The sequence below is a fragment of the Metabacillus kandeliae genome (genome assembly GCF_021166585.1).
Lineage (GTDB): Bacteria > Bacillota > Bacilli > Bacillales > Bacillaceae > Metabacillus_B > Metabacillus_B kandeliae.
This window is the reverse complement of record NZ_JAJOZE010000006.1, coordinates 170,831-188,335: the sequence shown is the minus strand read 5'-3', so window position 1 is coordinate 188,335 and position 17,505 is coordinate 170,831. Positions and strand designations below refer to the sequence as shown.

Below are 17,505 nucleotides of genomic sequence, written 5' to 3'. Positions count from 1 at the left end.
AAAGCCGGCAGATGCCGGCTTTTTCCTATTTTTCAACCCAATTGCCCTTGTCATTTTTCTCGTATTTTTGCTTGACCGCATTCCAGGCCACTTTAAAAGCGGTCTCTTCTTCCTTGTATTCATCTGTGGCAGAATTAAAGGCTTCTTTGAAAATTTCCTGTGCATGCTTCGGCAGATTGTCTTTAACAGAATCAGGCAGTTCGCTAAGCTTATCGTAAGGCATTTTCTGAATCCTCCTCGAAAGTACTTTTATACGAGTTATTTCCTCAATCCTTTTAAAATAAACCCCCGGCTACCGCTGGAGCTTCCCTGCGATCCTGCGAAAAAGGAGCAGCCGCAAAACGGCTGCTCCCCTGGTTCTTATGCTAAATCAACGTTATGATAAACCTGCTGCACATCTTCTAAATCTTCGAGCACATCGATCATTTTTTCAAATTGAGCCTGTGCATCCTCAGGAAGCTCTACTTCACTTTGAGCAAGCATTGTCAGTTCAGCAACAGTGAATTCTGTAATGCCGGCATTTTTGAATGCTTCCTGGAGAGCGTGAAATTGATCGGGATCCGCATATACGATCACGGATTCATCTTCCTGTGTGATATCGCGGGCATCAACATCAGCTTCCATCAGGATTTCCAGCACTTCATCTTCTGATTTGCCTTCTACACCAATAACAGCTGTTGCATCAAACATATAGGCAACAGATCCGCTCACACCCATGTTACCGCCATTTTTTCCGAAAGCTGCCCGAACATCAGATGCCGTACGGTTTACGTTATTCGTCAGTGCATCAACAATGACCATGGAGCCGTTCGGACCGAAGCCTTCGTAGCGAAGTGTATCGTAGTTTTCCTCGCCGCCGCCTTTCGCTTTTTCAATAGCGCGGTCAATAATCGCCTTTGGTACACTGTAGGTTTTTGCTCTTTCGAGAACAACCTTTAATGCCTGGTTGGATTCAGGATCCGGCTCGCCCTGCTTGGCCACCACATAAATTTCCCGGCCAAACTTGGCATAAATCCGGCTTGTATTGGCATCTTTGGACGCCTTTTTCTCTTTGATATTGTTCCACTTACGGCCCATTCCGTTCCACTCTCTTTCACATTTTAAATCGATCTATTAATCCTTTTTAACAAGGAGAATCTTCTTCATTATTATACCTCATTTTCCCCTATTGTTAAAAGGAGGCAGTTTTCGCTTTAATCCGTTAGAGAGCAAAAGATTTGTCATCAGGCATTACTTTTGTTAAAATTCTAACTATTTAGTAAATGGGGGGTACAGATGAAACATACTACAGCACCATTCAGGGCGGATCATGTTGGAAGCCTGCTTCGAACAGCTGCTATTAAACAGGCGAGACAAGACAGGTCAAATGGCACAATAACAGCCGATGAGCTTCGTTCTATTGAGGATGAAGAAATCCTCCGCATAGTAGAAGCTCAGAAGGAAGCGGGCATGAAAGCTGTAACAGATGGGGAGTTCAGGAGAGCCTGGTGGCATTTTGACTTTCTGGAGAACCTTGACGGCGTGACAGGGTATGAAAAGGGCTCTGGCATTCAGTTTAATCAAGTGCAGACCAAATCCCGGTCAATTAAAGTTACGGGCAAGCTTGATTTTACCGATCATCCGATGCTTGAGGACTACAGGTACCTTCACAAAATAGCGGGAAGCCATACAGCAAAAATGACAATTCCAAGCCCTAGCATGCTCCATTTCAGAGGTGAAATGAATAAGGACATCTACCCTGATGAAGAAGAATTTTTCAGTGACCTGGCAAAAGCCTATAAAAAAGCGATACAAGCCTTTTATGATGCAGGATGCCGCTACCTTCAAATGGATGATACAGCATGGGCTTACTTATGCTCAGAAGAACAGCGGAAAGAAATTCAGGCGCGCGGCGCTGATCCGGAAAAACTGAAGCAATGGTATGCCAAAACAATCAATGAAGCTGTAGCGGACAGACCAGATGACTTAAAAATAACGATGCATATATGCCGGGGAAACTTTTGCTCTACCTGGATTTCCTCAGGAGGCTATGAGCCAGTGGCAGAAACCCTTTTCGGAGGCATGAATATTGACGCGTTCTTCCTTGAATATGATAATGACCGTTCAGGAGGCTTTGAACCGCTTCGTTTCGTCAAAAGGCCTGACCTGAAAATTGTTCTAGGTTTGATCACATCAAACTCCGGAGAGCTGGAAGACGCCGGCGCTATTAAAAAAAGAATTGAAGAAGCATCCAAATACGTCCCCCTCAGCCAGCTTTGCCTAAGCCCCCAATGCGGCTTCGCATCAACAGAAGAAGGCAACCTTTTATCAGAGGAAGAACAATGGGCAAAGCTCAGGCATGCGGTGAAAATAGCAGAGGATGTATGGGAATAGAAAAGCGGAAGCGGCTCGTTCAGCCCCGACAAGCGCTGGAGCAAAAAATTACAGCAGTCCAAATTGGACTGCTGCTATTTTTATTTCTATGTTAAAGAAAAATGTCGATTTTTACACACCTGTTGATTGGAGTGGCAGGCGGGAGACTCCTGCGGGAGCAGCGGACAGGTGAGACCCCGCATGCGCGAAGCGCAGAGGAGGCTCACCGCCCGCCCCGCGGAAAGCGGACGCCTGAAACGGAAATCAACAGCCTAATTTAACAGAGTCTTTATTTCAGAACGGTCATATCATCAATATTCAATCTTGCACCTGAACTTCCGGAAACAAGAATTCTGAACCGGACAGTGCCTGTCTCATTAACAGCCACAGTCTTTGCTGTTAATGAAGAAGTGCTTGTGTAAGAGCTGCCGATGTTCGTCCACGCTGCCCCTTTGTTTGTTGATTTTTGAAGCTGCCATACTGCACCGGTGTCGCTTCCAAAGTTTCCGCTGGAAACCTTTACGCTTGCTGCTCCGTCCACATCAAAGTTCATGGAGATGCTTCCGCTCGATTTAATGCGTGCGGATTGGCTGCCGTTTTTCAAATCGCCGCTTTGATTGCCTAGAAGCGCATTGTCAAAGTACCATGAGCCGCTGGAAAGGGTAACGTTTCCTGCTGAGTAAGCGCCTTTTGTTCCTGTTTCAAAGCCTTCGTTGAGCGAGCCTGTTACAGGACCGCCCCCCGTGCTTCCTGACCCATACCCGTAGGATCCTTGTTTAAAAGTAGAGGAGTCATACCATTTGTAGCCTGCGGCAGGGGCTGACCACGGCTCGCTCTCTGGCTCTGTTGAGTTTAGAGGATTCTCCATGGAAAGCAGTGCAGTTGGCTGATCCAGCTGCAGTCCGCTCACTTGGGTCAGGCTTGTATAGCTTTCTTTTTCCGAAAGCCAGTTCACGATATTTACAAGAAGCGTGCCGTCATTCTGCTCTTTGAACCCATCATATGTTGTTTTTCTGGACCCGTTTTCTTCTCTTGTATATTTTGGTGTAGCGTCTTCAACAGGTGAGGAGTCCCCGATAAATGCTGCTTTCCCTGCGCCGACTTTTGATACGGCAGCATATGGTCCTTCAGCACGGCCTCCTCCATTGTAGACGCCCTGGTCCACTGCATGGCCCCAAGCAGCAGAGGTTTTTGGCAGGTACACAATTCCTTTTGCCTTAGCCGGGTCTGTCACAGCCAAAGTGGAGCCTGCATGCATAGCGACAGTGGAAACTCCGCTTGTAATGCCGAATGCCTGACTGGAAGGAACGATATCATTCGCAGTAAGATCACCAAGCGCATTATAGCGGAACCTTACGCCGAAGTTATCAGAAAGCCAGTCTGAACCAGTAACGCCAGACATGGCAGAAGAGGATGCTTCTTCAGAAGTCATGCCTTTTGCCGGGTTGGAATAGGCGCCGCGGCGGTAGCCATTGAACACCTCTGACGCATCCCAGCGGTTTTTATTGCGGTCTGCATTGTAGTGGTCTGCGATGAAGAAGATGCTTCCTCCGTTTTGAACATACTGCAGCAATGCTGCCTGTTCAGAGGTTTTATACGGAATGTTCGCTTCACCGATAATCAGGACATCATAGCCGGATAAATCAGAATACGTAATCGGTGTGCTTTTGCGAAGCTCTTTGGCAAAATAGCCAATGTTTGCAAGCGCATTGGCAAAATCGGAAAAACCGCCGTCAAGCACCCAGTCAGCAGCTCCCGCTGTCTGTCCGTGCGTATTATCAAACAGCACTTTCTTGCCATTGGCTGTACCTGCAGGCTGCAGCACCGGGGCTGGATCTGCCGGGCCTTCAGCAGCTGCAGTTCCGGCATTCAGAAAAACAGGAGCAATTAACATAAGGACTAAAGCAAAAATGGAAACTCTTTGACGCTTCACTCTTCTTCACTCCATTTCATTTATAGGATGTACCAATTTACCTTATCATCCATTTGTTAGGGAAATATTAAGAAGAGGGAAAATAAACCAATCCTCCTGAATTCATTTTGGCAATCTGTGCTTTTAGGCATAAAAAAAACAGCCCTGTTCTGTAAACAGCGGCTGCTTTACCTATGATGCTGATAGACTTCAAGACGGATCCTGGAATTTTCTATTGCAACGCCTTCTTCTTCCAGGAGGCTTTTCTGCGTGAAGCTGCCCTCATCATCCTTTATGCTGATTTCTCCCTTTGCATTGACTAACCTGTGCCATGGAAGATCATGCTTTTTGCTCATTGAATGCAGAATCCGCACAACCTGCCGGGCGCCGCGGGGGCTTCCTGCATATGCAGCCACCTGGCCATAGGTCATAACTTTTCCTCTTGGAATTGATTTGATCACTGCGATGGCCTTTTCCGTAAACGGCTGCATATGTGCCGGCTCCTTTTTTAGCGGGTGTATAATAAATATTAAGCCTGTTCAGCCGCTTTTTGTTCGTGGATATGATGCTTGACAAGCGCATACTTTTTCCACGTTTTGCTCTTCCACCTGAAGAACATGATCACAGCCCGCGTCCATTCATCAGAAGCAATCGCGATCCAGATTCCCGCAAGCCCTAAATGCAGCTGAAAAACGAGCAGATATCCGAGCGGCACACTCAGGCCGACCATTGAGATCATGCCCATCCATACCGGAAAAACGGCATCCCCGGCTGCTCTCAGCGAGTTGATCAGCACGATGTTGATGGTTCTCCCTGTTTCAAGCAGTATGCTTAAAATCAGGACGTGTGTGCCAAGCTCGATAATATCCTGATCAGTTGTAAAAAGGCTCATCAGCTGATGGCGGAGAAGAATAACAACCCCAACCATGGCTACTGTCACTCCAAGCGCCCAGCCGGCACTTTTCCACACCCTGTCATACGCTTCTTCACTTCTGTTCGCGCCGACAAGCCGTCCGACGATGATCGCTGTTCCCATTCCAATGGCAATCGCGAACAAAAAGATGAACATGGAGATGCTTGTGGCATATTGTCTCGCGGCAAGCGAATGGGCGCCAAGAAAGGTCGCATAGTAGAGGAACACAATTTGGCAAGCCTGATACATCAGCTGCTCAAAGGCAGAAGGAATGCCAATCCTTAAAATTTTCCACACGTATTCTTTGGAAAGCTTCATGTAGTATTCAAGCTTTACCCTGACTTCCATGATGCGGTACAGCAGCCAAAAGAACACAAGCAGAGCAAGGACCCGGCTGAAAACAGAGGAAATCGCAGCCCCCTGCACGCCAAGCTCAGGGAACCCGAACTTCCCAAAAATCAGCATATAGTTACCGGCAATATGCACAATGTTCATGCCCAGTGAAACAAACATGGCTTCTTTTGTAAACCCGTGAACCCTGATGATGGCAGCAAGCGAATTGATGATGGCCTGCAAAAAGATAGCCCCGCCAACGATCGCCAGGTAGCTCTCTGCATAGTGATAAATATCACCCTGGAGGTTCAAGGCCGTCAGCAGCCTTCCGCAAAAAAGCAAAAACGCTCCGCTGATCACGAGCCCTGCCAGAAGATTCAGCACAACAGCCATGGCAGAAATCCGCGCCGCTTCCGTATATTGTCTTGAACCGATATACTGGGCAACAACAATGGATGCTCCGTTCCCGATTACTTCAAGAATTAAGATGGCAATCTGCAGATATTGATTGGCAGCTCCGACCCCTGATACGGCATTATCTGAAATGGCGCTCAGCATCATTGTATCGGCGATTCCCATCATCATAAAAAGAAAGACTTCAAGAAAAATAGGCCAGGTCAGAAGAAATAAATTAAACTCTTTTTTCTCCCTTCCGTCCTTTAACACTTCTGTATGTACTGCAGACAAGATGCCGTCACCTTCTTTGATATTTTTCCAACATAAACAAAGGTATCTTATCACAGTTCTGGAATCGATACACTAATAATATTTCGAGTTCCTAACTATTTTTCACCTGAACTAAAAAATTCTCATACATCCTTCTGAATGCATAAGGCCGGAACATGGACGCGGCATGGCCTGAGTGGGGAAGTTCTTTGTAAATGGCATGCGGAATAACATCCTGAAGATCTGCAATGCTCGATTTGAACAGCTGATCATGGTCCCCCATAATCCAAAGCACTGGAATGTGAAGCTTCATCAAGTCAGCTCTTAGATCATAATGAAGTCTATGGCTGATTGCTTCCTTCAATACCTTTTCATGAAGATCATAGCCATATTTGTAATACACCCTTGTAGAAATGATGGCATATGGATCAACTAGATTGCTTTTTGGAAACAAATCATGAGAGTAATGCTTCAGCCATTCCTGATAGCTTCCGTAATCGTGGTCCCAGTAATGCTTCAGGACAGCTGACAAAGGGGAATCTGAATTATAATGCCCCCCTATAAAGCAAAGGCTCGCAACCTTTTCCTGGTGCCTTGCTGCAAAAATAGCGGCAGGATAACAGCCGTAGCTGATCGTGCAGATATGGGCTTTTTCAATCTTTTCTTTTTCAAAAAGGTCCTCCAGCTGGCCTGTCAGTTTTTCGAGAGTAAACTCCACTGGCTTCCCCTTATCATCCCCATGGCCGATTAAATCGTAGGCAAACGTACGATAGTTCTCATCATAATAACCAAGCTGCTTTTTAAACGCGCGGCTGTTTCCAGTCAAGCCGTGAATGAACACAATCGCTTCTTTCATAAATCCCCCTATGTGTTTTCGTCTCCTGTAAGCATAACAGCTTTCACAAAGGAAGAGAAACGGCCTCTTTCCTAAAAAGAAAGAGGCCGTGAAAGATTATTCAGAAGGAAAATGAACGGTTTTAATATGCTTGAGGCTGAGGAGAGTACTGTTTTCTCTGGCTGTTGTTAATTTAATAATCTGATTCTCGACCTTCTCCAGCTTCCCTATTTTGGCAGGCGTTTCCCCAAGGTCAAACACAATCAATTTTCCAGCAGACTTTCTTAACTGTTCCTCCAGTGACCGTGCAAGTGAAATTTGTGAAGGTTTAACGGGAAGGCTTTTCAGCTCAAGTCCAAACGGAATTTGGTTTTTTTCATAGGGGATAAGAGATTTCAAATGCTGAAAAGAAATGAAGAGCGTTTGATAGATGGGAGAGTGAAAGGCGAAATAGTCATTTAATACGTTTGTCACATAGCCATGAATGACCTGATTTTTAGAGATCTGCAGTTCAACAAATACTCCCTTGGCACTTGTCAGCAGCTTTCTTAATGAAATGCCTTCATCCAATTCGTCAAACGGACTAAAATCCGGCTCTTCCTGCTGCTCTGCTTCATCGTCTAGCAGAACCTTTTGAATATGATGAACCGGCACATAGATAAAATCTTTGCCGCTATAGATGACAAGCAGTTCATTGCTCACGTCAATCAAGAGACCTTTGTGGCGAATCTCTCCTGACAGCAGGATGAAAATGTTCTTGCCAAGCAGCGGATCAAATAGCGTCAAATTGGTCACCTCCTTTATTTCATCATCAGGGCTGTCCAAAAATAGAGACTCAATAGACTGACGATCAATCCGACAGGAACAACCATTATGGTCACTTTCAAATATTGGCTCCATTTAATGGGGACTTTGCTATTTTTTAAAATAAACATCCAGATCAAGGTTGCCAGTGTTCCGACAGGAGTGATCAGCGAACCGATATCACTGCCGATAACATTTGCCAAATAAGCGGTTTGAAGGATTGAACTGTCCAAATTCATTTGCGTCAATGAAAGAGTGCCAATCATGACGGCCGGCAGATTATTAAAAAGATTGGAGAACAATGTTAATAAAAGACCCATTGTCATGGTTGCACCAAGACCGCTGCTTGCCGTGAAACCTTTTAGCTGACTGACTAACAGGTCATTTAATCCCGCATTCTTCAGCCCGTATACAAGAACATACATGCTGAAAGCAAAAATTAAAATATGCCACGGCGTCTTTTTCAAAATATCTGCAGCACCCTGTTTATATCTGAACCATCTGATGGCGAAAATGAGCAGGGCACCTGCAATGGCAATATATTCAATCGGCACATGCAGCGGAGTGAGGGCGAAAAAGCATACCCGAACCATCACCACAATGGAAATGCATACCTTGAACATCCACCAATCATACCCCTGCGAAAGATCCCTGTCTGATGAAAAAGGATGCTGATAATACTGGGGGAAGGTTTTGCCTGATGTGCGGCCCGGTTCCAGCTTTTTGGGAAGATCTTTCCTAAAATAGAAATAAAGCAAAACCGCCATTGTGATAATTCCGATCATTGAAGGAACAAACATCATCGCTACGTAGCTGTTCAGATCAAGGCCGACAATCTTCAGTGCAATGAGATTGGAAATATTGCTGACGGCGATCGGTGCGCTTGAGGCCGTGGCAATCAAGGCCCCAGATATCAGATACGCATGCTTTTGATGAGGCTTCAGTTTAATCATATTCAGCACTTGGATAATGATAGGGGTGGTAATCAATATGCTTCCATCATTATTAAAGAAAAGCGTCATTAAAAAGGAAATCAGGAGCACATAAACAAACAGCAGCCTGCCAGAGCCTTTTGCCTTTGTAAGAAGATGAAAGGCGACCCATCTGAAAAAGCCGATGCTTTCCAAAACGATCGTCATCACAATTGTAGAAAGGATCGTAATGGAAGCCCCGCTGACAATATCCAAAATTTTCAGCAGATCCAGCACCGGAACGATGCCAAGCAAAATGGCAAGAAAAGCGCCGATCGCAGTAGGTACCGTTTCATTCAGCCCCCTCGGCCGCCACATCATGAAAAATACAGATAGAAAAAAAATGAAATACATGAGCAGGGCGGTGTCAGGCATGAGACTCGGCTTCCTTCACTGCTGCAAGAGGATAAGGCTGCTCTATTGCCAGAACTTGCATCTTCTCAGGGGGCTCGATAAATTGATAGATGAAATACCCGCCCGCAAGCAATATAACAGTGGAAAAGATCATGTTGCTGCTCCTTTCTTAAGGAACTTCTAAAAGATTGTCTTTTAGTTCTTCCGTGTCCTGCCTCCTTTTTGCTCATTCAGTCTTGCTGCGATTCCTTGCATAGACTCTTTTGCCAGCGCCTGCAGAAGTGCTTGGGACCAGTCTTTGGAGCCGTTATTTTTGTTTTCCTGCTTGCTGCTTTGGCTTTTATCCTGACCGCTGCTCTCGTTTTTCTCCTGGCTCTTGCTCTCATTGTTTTCATTGCCGCTGTCTGAGTTTTGCTTTTTGCCTCTGGCGCCAATGCTGATGCTCTTAATATGATAAGGAGCTACCCTGAAAATTTTCTCGTTGTGAACAAGAACAATATGATCCTCCAGCACCTCTACAAGAATGCCGTCAAGGCTTTCAGGACCCCCGCGGTTAATTGTCAGCCATTGATGCTTAGATCCATACAGCAGCACAGGCAGGTTCAATGCTTCCAAATAGGCTGGAAACTCCGTCCACTCAGCTGCTTTCTTATCAGCAGTTTCACTCACACTTCTGATATGCTCAGTCGCATAGTAAATGATTTCATTGCCCTCTGCTGCAACCACAATGTGGTCTTCTTTCACAGCAAGAAGTCTGCCGCTTTTAGATTCCGGTCCGCCCTGGTTGACTCGGACAACTTTATGAATTAAGGATGCCAAAAGCTCTGTGAATGTATTAGCCACTTCATGCAAAACAGGTGCTCCTGCTGCATTCATTGGAGCATGGGAATCCTCCACAATACTCTTCAAATGATTCATAGCATAATAGATAACTCCATTTTCCTTAGTAGAAAGAACTAAGAAATCTTCCTTCACGTCTGCCAGCAATCCTGTTTTTGATTCAGGACCTCCCTTGTAAACGCGGATTGTCCTTCCAATTAAGGATTGTAAAAATGGATAGGTGATGCTGTTTTCCATACAAGATTCCCTCCTGGTTATTTAACCTTTTGTTATATTTACACTGTATTTATATGTACCTAGCAAAACCCTTGTCCTCAACATATGACCATTTAATAGAAAAACCATCATTTGCCTGTGAATTAATAGTCTATCAGCGAAAAATAAAAAAACCCGCTACAGCAGGTTCAGGGAATTCTTTAAATATTCCTTTCTGGCATCGGTAAACCGCTTAATATAGGCCGCTTCTCCATCAAATGCTTCCAGAGGTGAATAGTGCGGATCACGCTCTAAAGCAGAACGGATGCCGGCTGATAAGCGAAGGGCATTTTCATACACCTTTTCCGGCAGAAAATGCTCTTCCAGGATGCGCAGCAGCAGACGTTTATATTGTTCCTTAAAAGGTTTACACTCCAGCAGCCTTTTTGTCAGCGTATTGTAGCCTCCTGCAGGGACATAATCACAGCTCATTTCCCTGCCATTCAAGTCCCTTCCCCATGTCCCATCATAGTCCCATGGAGATATAAAAAACTGGCCGGCAGACGGATGAAGATAAAGGGCATAGTTGTGTATGAACCCATCAAAATTTTGTGTGCAGACCGCTCCTGCGAGCCATAAAAAATAGCCTTCCCTGTTAAGATACTGATCAATTTCAGCTTCAAACTGCCCGCTTGAAGAAAGATTAATCCATTTAATAAAATTTTTAAGATGCTGGTCGCTTTTCTCATTTCCGATTACCCTTGTATATCCAGCATCGAGGCTTTTCTTCACCTTGCGATCAGGGGCAAGCAGCGAAAAATTAGCTGAATCATGTACGGCATAATAGACAGCTCCTTCCGGGAGATTTCTCACCCTCAGAAAATGCCTGTTAAACGACTCGATAGAAAGATAGACTCCCATATACTCTTCATTTAGATAGAGCTCAATATGTTCTGCTTCAGGAGCAAGAACGCCAATTTCACGGAAAAAATCAAGTGACAGCTTATTTCGAATCACCGAAGGATCACTGTATTCCGCATTTAAATGAATTGTCTTGCCGCTGCCCAGCACGAGATCAAATGATTTTTTTCTTTTTTTTCTAGTATGATGCCCTCTGTACCGGATGCCGGCAGTTTGCTTCTCTCCGCCATTTATCGCCAAATCAGCCGGGAGCAGTTTCTCTGACCAAACGCGAGCCTGTAATTTTTTCCGCCTTTTCTGATCCATGCTAATGCGGTAAATCGGCAATCCCAAGAAAATCCCTCCCGTTTATTCCCTAATCATATGTAAGGGACAGGGCAATCCATTCATTTTTTGCCAATCAGCATGTTTATCCAATCAAATCCAGCACCATGTCCATAACTTAATAGAAACAAGGAAGGGATTGAAACTATTGGCCAGCAACAATAATGACGATGTAAAGAAAATGTTACGCCAGCTCCTGCTATCAGGCATTTCCTCTGATTTTTTATCCAATAACCCGGAGGAAAAAGAAGAAGGCAGAGGATCAAAGGGAAAAAGAAATTCCAAGGGCAGAAATTCCAGAGGTTCCAAAGGTTCCAGGGGTTCAAGAGGCTCAAGAGGCTCAAGAGGCTTCTTAGACAGCCCTCTTCGTGAGCTGTTTGGGAGACTGATCGGCAATCAGAGAAGCTCTAAAGGCAAAAGAAATTCTAAAGGACGTTAATAACACACATAGAAAGAGCTTTATTTCCCTGCCAGAAGCAGGGCTTTTTTTTGCATTGCCACTCATTGACGGAAACGGGACCGTTTTCTATACTGAAAGAATTGAAGTTTAGAAGAGGAGAGCTTTCATATGGATTTTTCGATGCGGTTTCTATCCTTTTATGTGATTCAGGCAGACGAAGACAGCAAACGCCATAAACACTACCAGACAATGAATGAAGCGGAATTTGAAAACAGCCAGCTCAAAAGCTTTTTGGACGGAGAATTGAAAAAAATCGCCAAACGGAAAGCAGATCAGCACCCAAATTCAGAACAGGTGCCGACCAAAATCGGCCATTTTGTGGTTGAGCCGGGACATGAACTAACATCAAACCCTAACTACAACCTTTTTCATAAAATCCGTTACGCCGAAACAAAAGAAACCTTCAACGAAGCAGCCGAAGCTGTTATCCGCAGCTACCTTGACACTAGCGCTGTCAGGGGAGGCGCCTTTCTCATAGCCTCTGCTGTTCCAAGAAAATACTTTGACGACTCTTTCGTTTTTCTCATGAAATGCGATTTCGAACCAAAAGTCGCCACTATTACAGATGAATCCACCTTAATCCGGACCGTTGAAATGGCTATCACCACAAAAAACATGAAATCCATTCAATACCCGCACATGCCTGAAGAAGGAATGACAGAGGAAGAGCAGCTGAAAATTCATCAATCCTCCCACGCCAGATATTTTGAGGACTTTCTCAAATACGTAGAATACGGGGAAACCATGCCGGAGATTATGAAATCCCAGGTTATGAACATGGTTCAGGAGCACGTTTTTGAAGCCTACGGAGAAAACAGCCAGGAGCGCCAGCAATTTGAACACGATCTCGAAATTTGGGAAGCAAGCGAAAAGCGGGAAATCCAGGAAAGGCTTGATACCCATCAGGTCATGGAAGCAGCAGCCCACATCGTGGAGCACACCCCTGACGCCAGCTTGAAAATGAAGCTCGGGGAAACAGAAATCAAAGGGATGCTGGCCGACTTTGGCGAAAATGTTCACTTAGGAAAAATCAACGGCCGCTATGTTCTGCTTGTGGAGGCAGACTCCATCCAATTTGAAAAAGGTGTGTCACCGATTGAGTTTCATAAACCGGATGATCTGCACGAAATCATACGGAGAATCAGTGAAAAAGCTTGAGGGGTCAGCCCTCAAGCTTTTTTATCTTACTGCATATATCCCTCTACCAAGTCATAGCATCGCTCTTTTGTGAGGTCGGCTAAAGCAGCTGCATATTCAACAGGCTCCTGCGTTCCTCCTTCGAATTTTTTAGACTTCTCTTTAGCAGAAGCATCTCTGTATTGAATCCATTTTCTCTGCTCAGCCTTCAGTTTGCTCATTTCATCAGCCGGCAGCTGAGTTTTTAAGACACCATAAATATCATTTAATGCCTCATCCCATCTTTTATATTCTTTATTAAAACGGTCAAGCATTCCATAAGTTGTGCCGTCATCTGTCAATCCGGCCGCCTCTTTTTCAATTCCGCTGAGTTTCTTTAGATAGACCGTTTTTTTTCCTGAAACCTGGGAAGGAGTTTCTTTATCCTTCGATTGCACAGGCTCAGAATTTTTAGGTTCTTCCTGCTTAGGTGTTTCTTTCGGTTTGGCTTTCGGTTTGGCTTTCGGTTTGGCTTGCTCTTTACCTTCTTTGGATTTCGCTGGTTCCGAAGCCGGTTTCTGCTGATCTGACGTTTCATTTGACTCATCATTGGCTGTCTGTTTATCAGACGCATTTGAATTGTCTTGCTTTTCTGCTTCCTGTTTTTCAGGCTCAGACTGAAGAGGCTCCTGTGCCGGCATTTCAGCTTTCGGCTGTTCAGCAGCCGTCTGATTTGGGGCAGCCGGTGATTTTTCAGGTACTTTGTCTGTTTGGGCAGCACCGCAGCCTGCCAGGATCATCATTCCTAAGATCATCACGATAGCTTTTTTCATTTTCATCATCCTTTTTCTGGTTTTTTAAGAGGTTCATAGAGCGGCAGTTGAATCGAGACAGCCGTTCCCTTTTGATAGTTGCTTTCAATTCGAATGGAGCCCCCATGCAGTTCAATGATCTGTCTGGCGATCGCCAACCCGAGTCCAGCACCAGTTGATTTTGCATCTGTCTTATAAAAGGAGTCCATAATATGTTCCAGATTATCCTTTGTAATTCCAATTCCGTTGTCTATCACTTGAATGCCTGCCAAATTGTTTTTTTGAGACTGTGTGATGCTAATGACACTGTCATGATTGGAAAATTTGATTGAATTATCCATCAGATTCAGCAGAACCTGCTTGATTTTATCTCTGTCTGCGTTAAGGGAGACAGGAATCACATTCAGCTCCAATGTCACTTTTTTAGCAAGCGCTTTTTTCTGCATTTGCAAGGCAGCTTCTTCAATAAGCAAATCCAGCCTCATTTCATCCATTACAAGCTCAATTCGGCCCGCTTCGTAGCGGGAGAAATCCAATAGATTTTCAACTAGCTTTGCAAGCCGCTCTGACTCGCTGTTTATAACCCTTAACCCGAACTGCATCTCCTCTTTTGTCAGCCCGTCATGGGAATCCATCATTTCCGCCCAGCCTCTGATCCCAGTCAGCGGAGTCCTCAGTTCATGAGAAATAGAAGAAATAAAGTCTGCCTTCAGCCTGTCTGTTCGGCTAATTTCTTCTGCCATAAAGTTCAGCGTCTGCGCCATCTCGCCAAGCTCGTGCTGATAGGTTTTCTCAAGCTTCTTATCAAAACGGCCCTTTGCGAGCTCCCGGGTATGACTTGTAATCTCCTTAAAAGGCTGAACGATCGATTGAGCAAGCCGGAGACTAACGGAAAAAACGATTACTGCCAGCCCTAGACATATCAAGAGCCCATAGCCAAGCAGGCCGCTGATCGTTTTCTTTACTCCTGTCAGTGAGGACGAATACCGGAGAACCCCTGCAACCTTACCGTCCCGCAGCAGCGGAGTATAAACAGCGAGTACGGTTTCCCCTGTCGCCTCATTCTTTTCCTTTTCAGAAACCGTTTCGTAAGCTAATACTGACGGGTCAACTTGATAGGTCTTTTTCTTATAAAAGCCTGCAGAGGATCGGATAAGTTCACCCTTTTTATTCAGCAATTCCAGCTCTGCTCCATCATACTGATACTTTTTTATAATTAAGCTGCTATAGTCCTCGAGGCTCCGGTAATATAAATCATCACCTTCATCCCAAACCGGCCAGACCCCCTCCGCCCTGTTCCGGAACGTACCAGCCATTCCCTGCTCATAATACTGCGTCAGCGCTCCCCAGAAAACAGCCATAACAAGACTCAGCATTAAAACAATGATCACCATAAAATACAGGACAACCTTACGTTTCATTCACGTTCCCCATCCATGCATATCCGCGGCCCCACTCTGTGCACAAATAGTCCGGAGAGGATGGATCCGCCTCAATCTTCTGGCGAATCCGCCTGACATTCACATCAACAACCTTCACGTCCCCTGCGTAGTGCAATCCCCATATTTCATCCAGCAATTCGTCCCTTGTAAACACCCGGCTTCCATTTTTGATTAAGAAGTGAAGGAGGGAAAATTCAGTCGGTGTTAATTTCACTTCCATTCCATTCCTTAGAAGCCTCTTCTTTTCTGCATCCAGCTCAAACGGGCCTGAAACAAAGCTATTGCTTGCCGAAACTGTTCCGCTTGAACTCATTCTCCTTAGAAGAGAAAAAATTCTCGCCTCAAGCTCTTTCAGACTGAAGGGTTTACCCAGATAATCATCTGCCCCTGTAATCAATCCATCTATGCGATCCTTTTCCTGAGTCTTTGCCGTAAGCATAATGATGCCAACACGTTCATTCTGCTTCCTGATTTCCCTGCAAACCTCAAATCCATCCATGTTTGGCAGCATCAAATCCAGAAGTACAAGATCAAAGGAACCCTGTCCGAATAACTGCAGCGCCCTTTCTCCTGTTTCGGCTTCCCAGACTTCATAACCCTTTTTTTTCAGCATTAAGGAGACAAAGCTCCGAATCGACAGTTCATCTTCAACGACTAAAATCTTTTTCACTTTATCAAAACTCGCTTTCCATCAAACGAAAGTTTTCTAACGGCATCTTCTGCTTTGTTTTTTCGTCGGTATAATAAACCGTATTCTTTGTCTCTTTCAGCACGTTCTTATTCTCATTGGACTCGTTTTTGCCGGCCCACTTGATTTCAAACAGCAGCTGGTTACTCTCCCGTTCCCGAAGCTGAACACTTCTGCTGTCAGCCTGCACGGCAACTTTTCCATACCATTTGGCAGGAATAATAATAAAAAAGCGGCCAGCCTGATCCTTGTATCGTTCCATAACCCTTTTAGATTTTCCATCAACCGAAAAAGAATCATAATATTCGATTAAAGGAACGTTCTCTTCCTCCTGTTTTTCCTTGCCGTTGGGATCAAAAGCTCCGCCAGCCTCTGTTACGCCATCCTGATTTATATCTCTTGAAGGAATGAAGTAAGGACTATTTTCTTTTCCAATCAGCTCAAGCCTTCCAGCACGATAAGCAACAATTTCTGTCAGCATCGAGCGGATGCCCAATTTACTGTCGGCAAAAAAAGCATGGCGGCCATCCTGTAACGTACCGCCCTCCATTTTCTGATGAAAGGCAAACGCATTCATTTTCGTAGCAGATCGAAGCTCTAGAACCCCATTCTCTATTGAATATAGGCCAGCCTTGAATTCTTCTCTCCTTTTACCTGTAACAATTAACAAATCGGGCACTTGGTCCCCATCATAATCCGCTACGTCCAATCCTTCATACTCTACTGACGCTGTTACTTCCAGCTTAGAAGATTTCAAATCATAAATCAGGAGCTGTTTTTCATTCGCATAATCTGCCTTTTCCATACCAACGACAGCCTCTTTTGTTCCATTCCTGTCTAAATCAGCCAGCTGAAAATAATTCAGTGAGCGGCTTCCGAGTGATATGGAAGCAGCTTCTTCCCAACCGCCAGCCTTCATTTTGAAAACAGCCATTTGAACAGGACCTCTCTGTCCCGCCTGGAAGAACACAATGCCTTCTTTCTTGCCGTCTCCATCCATATCCTCCATATAGATGGACCGATCCTTCCACCCATATCTCGGAACAAGCAGCTCCGCATTCGACTGGATTCGCTGTTTCAATAAGTCTGATATCTCTTTCTGCTCTTCTTTTTCCAGACTCGGTGCAGCAATCAAATCCCTTGGCGCTTTCACCCCATTGCATCCGGAAAGGAGAAAAACTGCTGCACTGCACATAGCTGCCCATCTTTTTGCCTTCACGCTGTACACTCCTGTCATCCTGCTCAAAAACGTTATTAATGAGATCTCAAATTTATTATATAAGGGTCTGCGAAGAATGTAGTTACAAAAAAGTAACAATGTTTACTAGATTTTGGACGTATTTGGGAGAGGGATAGGTGAGAGGGGTTCTTTTTTTGGATCTTTGGAGCTTTGAATGAAATGCACCTGTCCTTTAATTCATTAACGGAAGGAGGGACAGGTCTGACCAATGCAGTACCTGTCCCTCCTTCTATTAGCGTATGAAAGATGTGTCCCCGCAATTTAAACCGGTTGGTGAAGTAAGCTCACAGACTTCTAATACCTGCTCCCAGGTGCGCTAAAGCATCT

At 45.0% G+C, this 17,505-nt stretch carries 18 protein-coding genes; 3 read left to right on the top strand and 15 right to left on the bottom strand.

Features of this window, described 5'->3' with window-relative positions:
* Positions 1–25: 25 nt before the first annotated feature.
* Both LRR81_RS14420 and LRR81_RS14415 read right to left on the bottom strand, forming a co-directional pair.
* Positions 26–223, bottom strand: coding sequence for a ChaB family protein (locus LRR81_RS14420; protein ID WP_231790083.1), 198 nt, complete (start codon positions 221–223; stop codon positions 26–28).
* 137 nt (positions 224–360) lie between these two features.
* Positions 361–1,077 carry a YebC/PmpR family DNA-binding transcriptional regulator gene (locus LRR81_RS14415; RefSeq protein WP_231790082.1) on the bottom strand — a complete coding sequence of 239 codons (717 nt, stop codon included), beginning with the start codon at positions 1,075–1,077 and terminating at the stop codon, positions 361–363.
* A gap of 198 nt (positions 1,078–1,275) precedes the next feature.
* On the opposite strand from LRR81_RS14415, the gene LRR81_RS14410 reads away from it, so the two are divergent.
* Positions 1,276–2,373 (top strand): 5-methyltetrahydropteroyltriglutamate--homocysteine S-methyltransferase, encoded by a 1,098-nt coding sequence (locus tag LRR81_RS14410; RefSeq protein ID WP_231790081.1) that lies wholly within the window; start codon positions 1,276–1,278, stop codon positions 2,371–2,373.
* 268 nt (positions 2,374–2,641) lie between these two features.
* Here the strand turns inward: LRR81_RS14410 and LRR81_RS14405 are convergent, their stop codons facing one another.
* The 9 genes from LRR81_RS14405 to LRR81_RS14365 all read right to left on the bottom strand — a co-directional run bounded on the left by LRR81_RS14405 (position 2,642) and on the right by LRR81_RS14365 (position 11,429).
* Complete coding sequence (locus tag LRR81_RS14405) at positions 2,642–4,246, bottom strand: GldG family protein (RefSeq protein ID WP_231790088.1); 1,605 nt, start codon at positions 4,244–4,246, stop codon at positions 2,642–2,644.
* A 206-nt stretch (positions 4,247–4,452) separates the two neighbouring features.
* Positions 4,453–4,755 (bottom strand): MGMT family protein, encoded by a 303-nt coding sequence (locus LRR81_RS14400; protein WP_231790080.1) that lies wholly within the window; start codon positions 4,753–4,755, stop codon positions 4,453–4,455.
* A gap of 38 nt (positions 4,756–4,793) precedes the next feature.
* Positions 4,794–6,251, bottom strand: a complete 1,458-nt coding sequence (locus tag LRR81_RS14395) for an MATE family efflux transporter (RefSeq protein ID WP_408631610.1) — start codon at positions 6,249–6,251, stop codon at positions 4,794–4,796.
* A 37-nt stretch (positions 6,252–6,288) separates the two neighbouring features.
* Positions 6,289–7,032: an alpha/beta fold hydrolase gene (locus LRR81_RS14390; RefSeq protein ID WP_231790078.1), complete on the bottom strand. Its 744-nt coding sequence runs from the start codon at positions 7,030–7,032 to the stop codon at positions 6,289–6,291.
* Between the two features lie 96 nt (positions 7,033–7,128).
* Positions 7,129–7,797, bottom strand: a complete 669-nt coding sequence (locus tag LRR81_RS14385) for a DUF2642 domain-containing protein (RefSeq protein ID WP_231790077.1) — start codon at positions 7,795–7,797, stop codon at positions 7,129–7,131.
* 14 nt (positions 7,798–7,811) lie between these two features.
* Positions 7,812–9,161, bottom strand: coding sequence for an arsenic transporter (locus LRR81_RS14380; RefSeq protein WP_231790076.1), 1,350 nt, complete (start codon positions 9,159–9,161; stop codon positions 7,812–7,814).
* Entirely contained in the window at positions 9,154–9,294 is a 141-nt protein-coding gene (locus LRR81_RS14375) for a hypothetical protein (RefSeq protein WP_231790075.1), read from the bottom strand. Before LRR81_RS14375 ends, LRR81_RS14380 begins: the two co-directional genes overlap by 8 nt.
* 41 nt (positions 9,295–9,335) lie before the next feature.
* The gene (locus LRR81_RS14370; protein ID WP_231790074.1) at positions 9,336–10,217 is read right to left on the bottom strand and encodes a hypothetical protein; all 882 of its coding nucleotides are present in this window, start codon (positions 10,215–10,217) and stop codon (positions 9,336–9,338) included.
* A gap of 156 nt (positions 10,218–10,373) precedes the next feature.
* The gene (locus tag LRR81_RS14365; protein ID WP_231790073.1) at positions 10,374–11,429 is read right to left on the bottom strand and encodes a CotH kinase family protein; all 1,056 of its coding nucleotides are present in this window, start codon (positions 11,427–11,429) and stop codon (positions 10,374–10,376) included.
* A 139-nt stretch (positions 11,430–11,568) separates the two neighbouring features.
* Between LRR81_RS14365 and LRR81_RS14360 the strand changes: the two genes are divergently transcribed.
* Positions 11,569–11,859: a hypothetical protein gene (locus LRR81_RS14360; RefSeq protein WP_231790072.1), complete on the top strand. Its 291-nt coding sequence runs from the start codon at positions 11,569–11,571 to the stop codon at positions 11,857–11,859.
* 129 nt (positions 11,860–11,988) lie between these two features.
* The gene (locus LRR81_RS14355; RefSeq protein WP_231790071.1) at positions 11,989–13,038 is read left to right on the top strand and encodes a DUF3900 domain-containing protein; all 1,050 of its coding nucleotides are present in this window, start codon (positions 11,989–11,991) and stop codon (positions 13,036–13,038) included.
* A 26-nt stretch (positions 13,039–13,064) separates the two neighbouring features.
* On the opposite strand, the gene LRR81_RS14350 is transcribed toward LRR81_RS14355, so the two are convergent.
* The 4 genes from LRR81_RS14350 to LRR81_RS14335 are packed head-to-tail and all read right to left on the bottom strand — an operon-like array spanning position 13,065 to position 17,157.
* Positions 13,065–13,829 (bottom strand): lysozyme inhibitor LprI family protein, encoded by a 765-nt coding sequence (locus tag LRR81_RS14350; protein WP_231790070.1) that lies wholly within the window; start codon positions 13,827–13,829, stop codon positions 13,065–13,067.
* A gap of 5 nt (positions 13,830–13,834) precedes the next feature.
* Positions 13,835–15,229 (bottom strand): sensor histidine kinase, encoded by a 1,395-nt coding sequence (locus LRR81_RS14345; protein WP_231790069.1) that lies wholly within the window; start codon positions 15,227–15,229, stop codon positions 13,835–13,837.
* Complete coding sequence (locus LRR81_RS14340) at positions 15,219–15,920, bottom strand: response regulator transcription factor (protein WP_231790068.1); 702 nt, start codon at positions 15,918–15,920, stop codon at positions 15,219–15,221. Before LRR81_RS14340 ends, LRR81_RS14345 begins: the two co-directional genes overlap by 11 nt.
* A 4-nt stretch (positions 15,921–15,924) precedes the next feature.
* On the bottom strand, positions 15,925–17,157 hold the full coding sequence (locus LRR81_RS14335) for an FG-GAP repeat domain-containing protein (RefSeq protein WP_231790067.1): 1,233 nt from the start codon (positions 17,155–17,157) through the stop codon (positions 15,925–15,927).
* Between the last annotated feature and the right edge of the window lie 348 nt (positions 17,158–17,505).